Here is a 13,813-nt window from a genome sequence, read left to right on the forward strand (position 1 = left end):
GGTTCTAAATGTTAACCCTAAAATTTTTATTATGAAGGTAGATGTTCATGCAGTTAATTTTACTGTCGACAGAAAATTAGTCGATTTTATCCAAGAAAGAATGGGTAAGCTAGAGAAATACTACGATCGAGTGGTTTCATCAGATGTTTTTTTAAAAGTTGAAAGAACGAGTGATAAAGAGAATAAAGTGGTGGAAATAAAGATTAATGTTCCTGGTGATGATTTTTTGGTGAAAAAACAGTGTAAAACATTTGAAGAAGCTGTTGAGCTTTCGGCAGAATCGCTAGAACGTTTACTTGTAAAAAGGAAGGAAAAAATTAGAGCACACATTTAATTGAAATTTTTTTCAAAAAATGTTTTGATTAAAAGATAAAATACCTACATTTGCAGTCCGTTAGAAATAGCGGACTTTTTTAATGTATTCGCCGATGTAGCTCAGCTGGCTAGAGCAGCTGATTTGTAATCAGCAGGTCGTGGGTTCGAGTCCCTCTATCGGCTCAATAAATTTCAAATGCGATTTGAAATTGGTTCTTTAAAATGATGGAATTTTAAAACTATGGGGAGATACTCAAGCGGCCAACGAGGGCAGACTGTAAATCTGCTGTGTGAACTTCGCAGGTTCGAATCCTGCTCTCCCCACTAAAAAGAAGTTGGAGTTTTATATTGTAAGTTTTAGATTAATAAAGTCTGAAATTTAAAATTTGAATTCTAAACTCAGAACTCTCTGCCGGTGTAGCTCAGGGGTAGAGTGCTTCCTTGGTAAGGAAGAGGTCTCGGGTTCAAATCCCGACATTGGCTCAAGTAAGTAGGAAATTGAAAATTAATATATAACTAAGATTAAAAATTAAGTAAAATGGCAAAGGAGAATTTTAATCGTTCCAAACCGCACTTAAACATAGGTACAATTGGACACGTAGATCACGGAAAAACTACATTAACTGCTGCAATTACAAAAGTATTGTCAGATGCTGGTTACTGTCAAGCAAAATCGTTTGATCAAATCGATAACGCTCCAGAGGAGAAAGAAAGAGGTATTACTATTAATACATCACACGTAGAGTACGAAACTGCTAACCGTCACTACGCTCACGTTGACTGTCCAGGTCACGCGGATTACGTAAAAAACATGGTTACTGGTGCTGCTCAAATGGACGGAGCTATCTTAGTAGTTGCTGCTACAGATGGTCCAATGCCACAAACTCGTGAGCACATCCTTTTAGGTCGTCAGGTTGGTATTCCAAGAATCGTTGTTTTCATGAACAAAGTGGATATGGTTGATGATGCTGAGTTATTAGAACTTGTTGAAATGGAAATTAGAGATTTATTATCTTTCTACGAATATGATGGAGATAATGGTCCTGTTGTTCAAGGTTCTGCTTTAGGTGGATTGAACAATGATCCTAACTGGGTTCCTAAAATTATTGAATTAATGGAAGCTGTTGATGCTTGGATCGAAGAGCCAGTACGTGACGTTGCTAAACCATTCTTGATGCCAGTTGAGGACGTATTTACAATTACAGGTCGTGGAACTGTTGCTACAGGTCGTATCGAAACTGGAGTTGCTAACACTGGAGATCCTGTTGAAATCATTGGTATGGGAGCTGAAAAATTAACTTCTACTATTACAGGAGTTGAGATGTTCCGTAAAATCCTTGACAGAGGTGAAGCTGGAGATAACGTAGGTTTATTGTTAAGAGGTATTGATAAAGCTGATATCAAAAGAGGTATGGTTATTATTAAGCCAGGTTCAGTAAAACCACACGCTAAATTCAAAGCTGAGGTTTATATCTTGAAAAAAGAAGAAGGTGGACGTCACACTCCATTCCACAATAACTACCGTCCACAGTTCTACGTACGTACAACTGACGTAACAGGAGTTATTACTTTACCAGAAGGAGTAGAGATGGTAATGCCAGGAGATAACTTAACAATCAATGTTGCTTTATTAAGCCCAATCGCTATGAACGTAGGTTTACGTTTTGCTATCCGTGAAGGTGGTAGAACAGTTGGAGCTGGTCAGGTTACTGAAATTGTAGAGTAATTCTATAAAATAAATAAAAAAGCCAGTGATTATTTTTTAATCACTGGCTTTAATTACGGGCGTAGTTCAAGGGTAGAATAGCGGTCTCCAAAACCGTTGATGGGGGTTCGAATCCCTCCGCCCGTGCAATAAAAAATATATCAAATGACAAAAGTTACTAATTATTTATCAGAGGCTTTCGAAGAGTTAAAGTCAAATGTTACTTGGCCAGCTTGGGCTGAAGTACAGAAATTGACAATTGTTGTGGCTGTATTTTCGATCTTATTCGCTTTGGCAACTTGGGGAGTAGACGAATTTTTTGCAAAAGCTTTGGCTGGATTTTTTAACTGGTTAAAAGGATAATTTTTTTGTGATGGCAGATAATAATGTGAAAAAATGGTACGTAGTTAGAGCAGTTAGTGGTCAAGAGAATAAAGTGAAAGCTTATATCGAGACTGAGATTGCGAGATTAGGTATGGAGGATTATGTTTCTCAGGTTTTGGTTCCTACTGAAAAAGTAGTTACTGTAAAAGATGGGAAAAAATCATCTAAGGATAAAGTTTACTTTCCTGGATATGTTATGATTGAAGCTAACTTAGTTGGTGAAATCCCTCATATTATTAAGTCAATTACTAGTGTTATTGGGTTTTTAGGAGAAACTAAAGGTGGAGAACCTGTTCCTTTAAGACTTTCTGAAGTAAACCGTATGTTAGGTAAAGTAGATGAGTTGGCTGTAAATACAGATACTCGTTCTATTCCATTTAGTGTTGGTGAAACAGTTAAGGTTATTGATGGACCTTTCAATGGATTTAATGGATCTGTTGAGAAAATCAATGAAGAAAAGCGTAAACTTGAGGTAATGGTTAAGATTTTCGGAAGAAAGACACCATTGGAATTGAGCTTTATGCAAGTTGAAAAAGTATAATTTTTTGTTACACTATAATAAACCATTGTAATCGCTTCCATTGATTACAGTGATAAATTTTTTAAAAATGGCTAAAGAAATTAGTAAGGTAGTTAAACTACAAGTTAAGGGAGGTGCTGCGAACCCGTCGCCACCGGTTGGACCTGCTTTAGGAGCTGCTGGGGTTAATATCATGGAGTTTTGTAAGCAATTTAATGCTAGAACTCAGGATAAACCTGGCAAAATTTGTCCAGTGCAAATCACTGTGTACAAAGACAAATCATTTGATTTTGTTGTTAAGACTCCTCCAGCAGCAGTTCAGTTAATGGAAGCTGCAAAGCTAAAATCTGGTTCTGGTGAGCCTAATCGTAAAAAAGTAGCTAGCGTTACTTGGGAACAAATTAGAACTATTGCTGAAGACAAAATGCCAGACTTAAACGCTTTCACAATTGAGAAAGCTATGAGTATGGTTGCTGGAACAGCTAGATCTATGGGTATAACTGTATCAGGAGATGCTCCTTTTTAATTAAGAAAAAGAAATGGCAAAATTAACAAAAAAGCAAAAAGAGGCTGCTTCAAAAATTGAAAAGAACAAATTATACTCTCTAAAAGATGCTGCGGCATTATTGAAAGTTGTTGCTTCTGCAAAATTTGATGAGTCTGTTGATATCGCAGTTCGTTTGGGTGTTGATCCAAGAAAAGCGAATCAAATGGTAAGAGGTGTAGTTACATTACCTCATGGAACTGGTAAAGATGTTAAAGTATTAGCATTAGTTACTCCAGATAAAGAGGCGGAAGCTAAAGAAGCTGGTGCAGACTATGTAGGTCTTGACGACTATTTACAAAAAATTAAAGATGGTTGGACAGATGTTGATGTTATCATCACTATGCCAGCTGTTATGGGTAAATTAGGTCCATTAGGTCGTATTTTAGGACCTAGAGGTTTAATGCCAAACCCTAAAACAGGTACTGTAACTATGGATGTTGCAAAAGCTGTTGCAGAGGTTAAAGCTGGTAAAATTGACTTTAAAGTTGATAAAACTGGTATCGTACACGCAGGAATCGGTAAAGTTTCTTTTGGAGCTGAGCAGATTGTTGACAACGCACACGAAATTATTCAAACATTAATAAAACTTAAACCAACTGCTGCTAAAGGTACATACATTAAAGGTATTCACCTTACAAGCACTATGAGTCCTGCTATCGCATTAGACCCAAAGGCAGTATAATTGGTAGTTAAAAATTTTTAGTATGACTAGAGAAGAAAAATCAATCGCGATTGAAAATTTAACTGCGCAGTTAGCTGGTACAAATATCATTTACATATCTGATATTTCTGGTTTAAACGCAGAGACAACTTCAAACTTACGTAGAGCTTGTTTTAAAGCAGGTATTAAATTAGAAGTTGTAAAGAACACTTTGCTTGCAAAAGCAATGGAAGCTTCTGCTAATGATTATGGTGATTTACCTACAGTTTTGTCAGGTAACAGTGCTATCTTTATTTCTGATGTTGCTAACGCACCTGGAAAAATTATCAAAGATTTCCGTAAGAAATCTGATAAACCAGTTTTAAAAGGAGCTTACATCAATTCTGAAGTATATATTGGAGACAACCAATTAGATGCATTAGCAACTATTAAATCTAAAGAAGAGTTACTTGGAGAACTTATTGGATTATTACAATCTCCAGCTCAAAGAATTATTTCTGCTTTACAAAACAAATTCGCAGGTAGCGAAGAAGAAACTGAAGCATAATAATCAAAGCAGGGAAGCTTGCTTCCTTGTTGCTTAATTAGCGCACAATAATTAAATTATATTTTTACAAATCATTTTAAACGATAGAAAAAATGGCAGATTTGAAACAATTCGCAGAACAATTAGTTAACTTAACAGTTAAAGAAGTTAACGAATTAGCAACAATATTAAAAGACGAGTATGGTATCGAGCCTGCTGCTGCAGCTGTAGTAGTTGCTGCTGGTGGTGGAGAAGGTGCTGCTGAAGAAGCACAAACTGAATTTACAGTTGTACTAAAAGAAGCTGGTGCTTCTAAATTAGCAGTTGTAAAATTAGTTAAAGAACTTACAGGTTTAGGTCTTAAAGAAGCTAAAGATGTAGTTGATGGTGCTCCAAGTACTGTTAAAGAAGGTGTTTCTAAAGAAGAGGCTGAAGGTCTTAAAAAATCATTAGAAGAAGCTGGAGCTGTTGTTGAGTTAAAATAACAAAACACAGTTTAGAACTAGGTTTAGACCTTGGATGTAACCATCCAAGGGTCTAAACCATTTTTCGTATAATAAAATATATCAAGTTTTATTATCAAATAGTTTAAAATACGAAAAAGTTTTTGATCAATACGAAGAAAAAAAATTGAACTTCCTTTACGGTTTATTTTTAAAGATGTATTGATTATAATAAGAAAGTATAGATTAAACAGTGTGTCTTACACAAAAAAAATTACTTTTTTTTAATCAAAATTTTGTCCATTGATGATAACAAATCAGACTGAAAGATTGAATTTTGCCTCTACAAAAAATATCCCTGACTATCCAGATTTTCTAGATGTTCAGGTTAAATCTTTTAAAGATTTCTTTCAATTAGAAACGAAATCTGACGAAAGAGGCAACGAAGGGTTATACAATACCTTCATGGAAAACTTCCCAATTACAGATACAAGAAATAACTTTGTATTGGAATTCCTAGATTATTTTGTTGATCCTCCACGTTATACAATTCAAGAATGTATAGAGAGAGGTCTTACGTATAGTGTGCCTTTAAAAGCTAGGTTAAAACTATATTGTACAGATCCAGAACACGAAGATTTTGAAACTATTGTACAAGATGTTTATCTTGGAACAATTCCTTACATGACTCCTAGTGGTACTTTTGTTATTAATGGTGCCGAGCGTGTTGTAGTATCTCAATTACACCGTTCTCCAGGGGTTTTCTTTGGACAGTCATTCCACGCAAATGGAACTAAACTTTATTCTGCAAGAGTAATTCCTTTTAAAGGTTCTTGGATAGAATTCTCTACTGATATTAACAGCGTAATGTACGCGTATATCGATAGAAAGAAAAAATTACCTGTAACAACTTTATTCCGTGCTATCGGTTTCGAAAGGGATAAGGATATCCTTGAAATTTTCGACTTAGCAGAAGAAATTAAAGTTTCTAAAACAGGAATTAAGAAATATATTGGAAGAAGACTTGCTGCGCGTGTTTTGAACACATGGCACGAGGATTTCGTAGATGAGGATACCGGAGAGGTAGTTTCTATCGAGCGTAACGAAATCATCCTTGATCGTGATACTATTATCGACAAAGATAATGTTGAAGAGATCATCGATTCTAACGTAAAATCTATTTTGTTGCACAAAGAGGATAACAACCAAGCAGATTATGCTATTATCCACAACACGTTACAAAAAGATCCAACAAACTCTGAAAAAGAAGCTGTAGAGCACATTTACCGTCAGTTGCGTAACGCTGAACCGCCTGATGAGGAAACTGCTCGTGGTATTATAGATAAATTATTCTTCTCTGATCAACGTTACAACTTAGGTGAAGTTGGTCGTTATAGAATGAACAAAAAATTGGCTTTAGATATCCCTATGGATAAGCAAGTGCTTACCAAAGAAGATATCATTACCATTGTAAAATATTTGATTGAATTGATCAACTCTAAAGCGGAGATTGATGATATTGATCACTTATCAAACCGTCGTGTTAGAACAGTTGGAGAACAATTGTCTCAACAATTCGGTGTTGGTTTAGCACGTATGGCTAGAACTATTCGTGAGAGAATGAACGTTAGAGATAACGAGGTGTTTACACCAATTGATTTGATTAATGCTAAAACATTATCATCAGTTATCAACTCTTTCTTTGGTACTAACCAGTTATCTCAATTTATGGACCAAACGAATCCATTAGCTGAGATTACACACAAAAGAAGACTTTCTGCACTTGGACCAGGTGGACTTTCGAGAGAGAGAGCTGGTTTCGAGGTTCGTGACGTTCACTATACTCACTATGGTCGTTTATGTCCGATTGAAACTCCTGAGGGACCAAACATTGGTTTGATTTCATCTCTTGGTGTTTATGCAAAAGTAAACGGAATGGGATTCATCGAAACTCCATACCGTAAAGTAACTAATGGTGTAGTTGATTTAGAAAGTACTCCAGTTTACTTAAGTGCTGAAGAAGAAGAAGGTAAAATGATTGCTCAGGCGAACATTGAAATGGACGCTACAGGTAAAATTACAGCTAGCAATGTTATTGCTCGTGAGGAAGGTGACTTCCCAGTTGTTGAACCATCTGTAGTACATTATACAGACGTTGCTCCTAACCAGATCGCTTCGATTTCTGCATCTTTGATTCCTTTCTTGGAGCATGATGATGCGAACCGTGCGTTGATGGGATCAAACATGATGCGTCAGGCTGTTCCTTTGATCCGTCCTGAAGCACCGATTGTTGGTACAGGTTTAGAGCGTCAGGTAGCTTCAGATTCAAGAGTATTAATCAATGCTGAAGGGCATGGTACTGTTGAATACGTAGATGCTAACATCATTACTATTAAATACGATCGTACAGAAGACGAGAGAATGGTAAGTTTTGATGCTGATGAGAAAACGTACAACTTAATTAAATTTAGAAAAACCAATCAAGGTACAAGTATCAACTTGAAGCCTATCGTAAGAAGAGGTGATAGAGTTGTTCCTGGACAAGTATTGTCTGAAGGTTATGCTACTCAAAATGGAGAATTAGCTTTAGGTAGAAACTTAAAAGTTGCGTTCATGCCATGGAAAGGGTACAACTTCGAGGATGCGATTGTAATTTCTGAGAAAGTAGTTCGTGATGATATTTTTACATCTATCCACGTTGATGATTATTCATTAGAGGTTAGAGATACTAAGTTAGGAAATGAAGAGTTAACAAACGATATTCCTAACGTTTCTGAAGAAGCTACTAAAGATTTAGATGAAAACGGTATGATCAGAATTGGAGCAGAGGTTAAGCCTGGCGACATTTTGATTGGTAAAATTACACCAAAAGGAGAATCAGATCCTACTCCAGAGGAGAAATTGCTTCGTGCGATCTTCGGAGATAAAGCAGGTGATGTGAAAGATGCTTCATTAAAAGCTTCTCCATCTTTACATGGTGTAGTTCTTGACAAAAAATTATTTGCAAGAGCCGTAAAAGATAAACGTAAACGTACTCAAGATAAAGATGCTTTAGGCGCTTTAGAAATGGAATTCGAAACTAAATTTGTTGAATTAAAAGACAGATTAGTTGAGAAATTATTCTTGATCGTTAACGGAAAAACATCTCAAGGTGTAATGAATGATTTGGGTGAAGAAGTTTTACCAAAAGGTAAAAAATATACTCAAAAAATGCTTTACGCAGTAGAAGATTTTGCTCACTTAAGCAAAGGTCAGTGGGTTGCTGATGACGCTACAAATAAAATGGTTAATGATTTAATTCATAACTATAAAATTAAGCTGAACGACTTACAAGGAGCTTTAAGAAGAGAGAAATTCACTATTACAGTTGGAGATGAATTACCATCTGGAATCTTGAAATTGGCTAAAATCTATATCGCTAAAAAACGTAAGTTAAAAGTTGGTGATAAAATGGCAGGACGTCACGGTAACAAAGGTATTGTTGCAAGAATCGTTCGTCATGAAGATATGCCTTTCTTAGAAGACGGAACACCGGTAGATATTGTATTGAATCCACTTGGGGTACCTTCACGTATGAACATTGGTCAGATTTATGAGACTGTTCTTGGATGGGCTGGTATGAACTTGGGTAGAAAATTTGCTACTCCAATCTTCGACGGTGCTTCTCTAGATGAAATCAATGCTTTGACTGATGAGGCTAATGTACCACGTTTCGGACATACTTATCTTTACGATGGTGGAACAGGAGAGCGTTTTGCACAAAAAGCAACTGTGGGTGTAATTTACATGCTTAAATTAGGACACATGGTTGATGATAAGATGCACGCACGTTCTATCGGACCATACTCATTGATTACGCAACAGCCACTTGGAGGTAAAGCTCAATTTGGAGGTCAGCGTTTTGGAGAGATGGAGGTTTGGGCACTTGAGGCTTATGGAGCTTCTAGTACTTTACGTGAAATCTTAACTGTTAAGTCTGATGACGTTATTGGTAGAGCTAAAACTTACGAAGCTATCGTTAAGGGTGAAACTATGCCAGAACCAGGTTTACCAGAATCATTCAATGTATTAATGCACGAATTGAAAGGTCTAGGATTAGATCTTCGTTTGGAAGAATAAATAAAAGTTTCTAGTCACAGTCTCAGTATTCAGTTTAGCACTGAAAACTGGGACTGAGACTGTTTACTAAATGTTAGAAGTTTTTAAAGATTTATACCCGTAAACCGTTCCGATTTTTTATAACAATGCAAGGCATTTTATAACTAGCGCTTCAAATAAGAATTTGAGGTTTAGAGAAGTAACCCGAGGTAGTAGCTGAATGATTAACTCTTATTTATTAAGAGTAAATTATAAATCTAAATTCAATTTTTTAATTGCAAAATAAATCAATAGTAAAAACTATGATGAATAACAGAAACAATAAAGAAAAAAATCCAGTAAAAAGATTTAACAAAATTTCTATTGGATTGGCTTCACCAGAATCTATCTTGAAAGAATCAAGAGGAGAGGTTTTAAAGCCAGAAACAATTAACTATAGAACTCACAAACCAGAGCGTGACGGACTTTTCTGCGAAAGAATCTTCGGACCAGTAAAAGATTTTGAATGTGCTTGTGGTAAGTATAAAAGAATTCGTTACAAAGGTATCATCTGTGACCGTTGTGGTGTTGAAGTTACTGAGAAAAAAGTACGTCGTGATAGAGTAGGACACATCAACCTTGTTGTGCCAATTGCTCACATCTGGTACTTCCGTTCTCTTCCAAACAAAATTGGTTATATCCTTGGTCTTCCATCTAAGAAATTAGATATGATCATCTACTACGAAAGATACGTAGTAATCCAAGCTGGTATTGCTAAAAATGCAGATGGAGAATCTTTACAAAGATTAGATTTCTTAACTGAAGAAGAATATTTAAATATTTTAGATACTCTTCCACAAGAAAATCAATATTTAGATGATTTAGATCCTAATAAATTTGTTGCCAAAATGGGAGCAGAGTGTATTATGGATTTATTAGCTCGTATTGACTTAGATGCTTTATCTTATGAATTAAGACACAGCGCTAACAACGAAACATCTAAACAAAGAAAAACTGAAGCTTTAAAAAGATTACAAGTTGTTGAATCTTTCCGTGAGTCTAACGAAAACCGCGAAAACCGTCCAGAATGGATGATTATGAAAGTGGTTCCAGTTATCCCGCCAGAATTACGTCCGCTTGTGCCACTTGATGGAGGTCGTTTTGCAACTTCAGATTTGAACGATTTATATCGTCGTGTAATCATCCGTAACAATCGTTTGAAAAGATTAATGGAGATTAAAGCTCCAGAAGTTATCTTAAGAAACGAAAAACGTATGTTGCAAGAATCTGTAGATTCATTATTCGATAACACACGTAAAGCTTCTGCTGTTAAAACAGAATCTAACAGACCATTAAAATCATTATCTGACTCATTAAAAGGTAAGCAAGGACGTTTCCGTCAAAACCTTTTAGGAAAACGTGTGGATTATTCTGCTCGTTCGGTAATTGTCGTTGGTCCAGAGTTAAAATTATATGAGTGTGGATTGCCAAAAGATATGGCTTCTGAATTATACAAACCATTCGTTATCCGTAAATTGATCGAAAGAGGTATTGTAAAAACAGTAAAATCTGCTAAGAAAATCATTGATAAGAAAGAGCCTGTAGTTTGGGATATCCTTGAAAACGTAATTAAAGGACACCCAGTATTACTTAACCGTGCTCCTACTTTGCACAGACTTGGTATTCAAGCTTTCCAGCCAAAATTAATTGAAGGAAAAGCGATTCAATTACACCCATTAGTATGTACGGCATTCAACGCCGATTTCGATGGTGATCAGATGGCGGTTCACTTACCATTAGGGCCAGAAGCTATTTTAGAGGCACAATTATTAATGTTGGCTTCTCACAATATCTTGAACCCTGCAAATGGTGCTCCAATTACTGTACCTTCTCAGGACATGGTCTTGGGTCTATACTATATGACCAAAGAGCGTATTTCTACAGAAGACCACAAAATTATTGGTCAGGATTTAACTTTCTATTCTGCTGAAGAAGTAAACATTGCATTAAACGAAGGAAGATTAGAATTGAATGCTCGTGTGAAAATTAGAGCAAAAGATTTTAATGACGCTGGAGAATTAGTGTATCAAATTATTCAAACAACTGCAGGACGTGTATTATTTAACGAAGTAGTACCTGAAGCAGCTGGATATATCAACGACGTATTGACTAAGAAAAACCTTAGAGATATTATCGGACACATTTTAAGCGTGACTGATGTACCTACAACGGCAGCTTTCTTGGATAATATGAAAGATATGGGTTATAAATTTGCATTTAGAGGAGGTTTATCATTCTCTTTAGGTGATATTAGAATTCCAGAACAAAAAACGAAGTTAATTGCAGATGCTAGAGAGCAAGTTGAAGGTATCTCAACTAACTATAACATGGGTCTTATTACAAATAACGAGCGTTACAACCAAGTTATTGACGTATGGACTTCAGCAAATGCTCAGTTAACAGAGTTAGCAATGAAAAATATTAGAGAAGACCAACAAGGTTTCAACTCTGTATATATGATGCTTGACTCTGGGGCGAGGGGTTCTAAGGAACAGATTCGTCAGTTAACTGGTATGCGTGGTTTGATGGCTAAGCCTAAAAAATCTACTGCTGGTGGTGGTGAGATTATTGAAAACCCGATTCTTTCTAACTTTAAGGAAGGTCTTTCGATCCTTGAGTACTTTATTTCTACTCACGGTGCTCGTAAAGGTCTTGCGGATACGGCTCTTAAAACGGCCGATGCTGGTTACTTAACAAGAAGGCTTCATGACGTTTCTCAAGATGTTATTGTAAACATCGAAGATTGTGGAACTTTAAGAGGTGTTGAAGTTGCTGCATTGAAGAAAAATGAGGAAATCGTTGAGTCTTTAGGAGAGAGAATTTTAGGACGTGTTGCATTGCAAGACGTTATTAATCCTCTTACTAATGAAGTAATGGTTAAATCTGGAGAGCAAATTACTGAAGCAATTATGAGAACTATCGAAGCTTCTCCAATTGAAAAAGTAGAGGTTAGATCTCCATTAACTTGTGAAGCTTTAAAAGGTATTTGTGCTAAATGTTACGGTAGAAACTTAGCTACTGGTAAAATGACACAAAGAGGTGAAGCTGTCGGAGTTATTGCAGCTCAGTCTATTGGAGAGCCAGGTACACAGTTGACACTTCGTACGTTCCACGTTGGAGGGGTTGCTGGAGGTATCTCTGAAGAGTCTAGTATTGTTACAAGATTCGCAGGTAGACTTGAAATTGAAGATTTAAAAACAGTTAAAGGAGAAGACGGAGAAGGTAACTCTGTTGATATCGTAGTTTCACGTTCAACTGAATTAAAATTAGTTGACGAGAAAACTGGAATTGTTTTAAATACACATAACATTCCTTACGGTTCTAGTATCTTTGTTGGAGATGGAGAAACTGTAGCTAAAGGAACTGTAATCTGTAAATGGGATCCATATAACGGTGTAATTGTTTCTGAGTTTACTGGTAAGATTGCTTACGAAGATTTAGAGCAAGGACAATCGTTCATGGTTGAGATCGATGAGCAGACTGGTTTCCAAGAAAAAGTAATTTCTGAAGCTAGAAACAAAAAATTAATCCCAACTTTATTAGTTTATGGTAAAGAAGGTGAATTGATTCGTTCTTACAACTTACCAGTAGGTGCACACTTAATGGTTGAAAACGGTGAGAAAATTAAAGCAGGTAAAGTATTAGTAAAAATCCCACGTCGTTCTTCTAAAGCGGGCGATATCACGGGAGGTTTACCAAGAATTACTGAGCTTCTTGAGGCTCGTAACCCTTCTAACCCAGCAGTTGTATCTGAAATTGATGGTGTTGTTTCTTTTGGAAAAATCAAAAGAGGTAACCGTGAGATCGTTATCGAATCTAAATTTGGTGAGATTAAAAAGTATTTAGTTAAACTTTCAAGCCAAATCTTAGTACAAGAGAATGACTTCGTAAGAGCGGGAGTTCCATTGTCTGATGGTGCGATTACACCAGATGATATCTTAAGAATTCAAGGTCCGGCTGCTGTTCAACAGTACTTGGTAAATGAAATTCAAGAGGTTTACCGTTTACAAGGGGTAAAAATTAATGATAAGCACTTTGAGGTAGTTATTCGTCAAATGATGCGTAAAGTAAGAGTTCAGGATCCAGGTGATACTTTATTCTTAGAAGACCAATTAATCCATACTAAAGATTTCATCGTTCAAAACGATAAATTGTACGGTATGAAAGTGGTTGAAGATGCTGGAGATTCTTCAGTATTGAAACCAGGTCAGATCATTACACCTCGTGAATTACGTGATGAAAATTCATTATTGAAACGTACAGATAAAAATCTTGTTGTAGCAAGAGATGTAATCACTGCAACTGCAACGCCAGTTCTTCAAGGTATTACAAGAGCTTCGTTACAAACTAAATCATTCATTTCTGCGGCTTCATTCCAGGAGACAACGAAAGTACTTAACGAAGCTGCAGTAGCTGGTAAAGTAGATGATCTAGAAGGATTAAAAGAAAATGTAATTGTTGGACACAGAATTCCTGCGGGAACTGGTATGAGAGAGTACGATAACACTATCGTAGGATCTAAAGACGATTACAACGAAATGATGGCTAATAAAGAAGAATACATTTATTAATTAG

10 protein-coding genes and 4 tRNA genes are annotated in these 13,813 nt (G+C 36.2%); all 14 read left to right on the plus strand.

Annotated elements, in window-relative coordinates:
* Nucleotides 1-31: 31 nt before the first annotated feature.
* The 14 genes from hpf (at nt 32) to rpoC (ending at nt 13,809) form a co-directional block, all read left to right on the plus strand.
* Nucleotides 32-334: a ribosome hibernation-promoting factor, HPF/YfiA family gene (hpf, locus tag SOM12_RS07405; protein ID WP_008466930.1), complete on the plus strand. Its 303-nt coding sequence runs from the start codon at nt 32-34 to the stop codon at nt 332-334.
* 90 nt (nt 335-424) lie between these two features.
* A tRNA-Thr gene (locus SOM12_RS07410) sits at nt 425-498 on the plus strand.
* 60 nt (nt 499-558) lie between these two features.
* Nucleotides 559-639 (plus strand) — tRNA-Tyr (locus SOM12_RS07415).
* Nucleotides 640-726: 87 nt separating this feature from the next.
* Nucleotides 727-798, plus strand: a tRNA-Thr gene (locus SOM12_RS07420).
* A gap of 55 nt (nt 799-853) precedes the next feature.
* Entirely contained in the window at nt 854-2,041 is a 1,188-nt protein-coding gene (gene tuf / locus SOM12_RS07425) for an elongation factor Tu (RefSeq protein ID WP_095928760.1), read from the plus strand.
* A 55-nt stretch (nt 2,042-2,096) separates the two neighbouring features.
* Nucleotides 2,097-2,167 (plus strand) — tRNA-Trp (locus tag SOM12_RS07430).
* Nucleotides 2,168-2,185: 18 nt separating this feature from the next.
* Nucleotides 2,186-2,383, plus strand: coding sequence for a preprotein translocase subunit SecE (gene secE / locus SOM12_RS07435; RefSeq protein ID WP_008466927.1), 198 nt, complete (start codon nt 2,186-2,188; stop codon nt 2,381-2,383).
* 10 nt (nt 2,384-2,393) lie between these two features.
* Nucleotides 2,394-2,945, plus strand: a complete 552-nt coding sequence (gene nusG, locus SOM12_RS07440) for a transcription termination/antitermination protein NusG (protein ID WP_008466925.1) — start codon at nt 2,394-2,396, stop codon at nt 2,943-2,945.
* A gap of 67 nt (nt 2,946-3,012) precedes the next feature.
* Nucleotides 3,013-3,450, plus strand: coding sequence for a 50S ribosomal protein L11 (gene rplK / locus SOM12_RS07445; RefSeq protein ID WP_008466923.1), 438 nt, complete (start codon nt 3,013-3,015; stop codon nt 3,448-3,450).
* A gap of 13 nt (nt 3,451-3,463) precedes the next feature.
* Nucleotides 3,464-4,153, plus strand: coding sequence for a 50S ribosomal protein L1 (gene rplA, locus SOM12_RS07450; protein WP_017496725.1), 690 nt, complete (start codon nt 3,464-3,466; stop codon nt 4,151-4,153).
* A gap of 22 nt (nt 4,154-4,175) precedes the next feature.
* The gene (gene rplJ, locus SOM12_RS07455; RefSeq protein ID WP_095928761.1) at nt 4,176-4,679 is read left to right on the plus strand and encodes a 50S ribosomal protein L10; all 504 of its coding nucleotides are present in this window, start codon (nt 4,176-4,178) and stop codon (nt 4,677-4,679) included.
* Between the two features lie 92 nt (nt 4,680-4,771).
* Entirely contained in the window at nt 4,772-5,143 is a 372-nt protein-coding gene (gene rplL / locus SOM12_RS07460) for a 50S ribosomal protein L7/L12 (protein WP_025572412.1), read from the plus strand.
* 264 nt (nt 5,144-5,407) lie between these two features.
* A complete protein-coding gene (gene rpoB, locus SOM12_RS07465; protein WP_095928762.1) occupies nt 5,408-9,220 on the plus strand; it encodes a DNA-directed RNA polymerase subunit beta in 3,813 nt (1,270 codons plus the stop codon).
* 281 nt (nt 9,221-9,501) lie between these two features.
* On the plus strand, nt 9,502-13,809 hold the full coding sequence (rpoC, locus tag SOM12_RS07470) for a DNA-directed RNA polymerase subunit beta' (protein WP_095928763.1): 4,308 nt from the start codon (nt 9,502-9,504) through the stop codon (nt 13,807-13,809).
* The last annotated feature ends 4 nt before the right edge of the window (nt 13,810-13,813 follow it).

The sequence above is a fragment of the Flavobacterium sp. CFBP9031 genome (assembly GCF_034044945.1).
Classification (GTDB): domain Bacteria; phylum Bacteroidota; class Bacteroidia; order Flavobacteriales; family Flavobacteriaceae; genus Flavobacterium.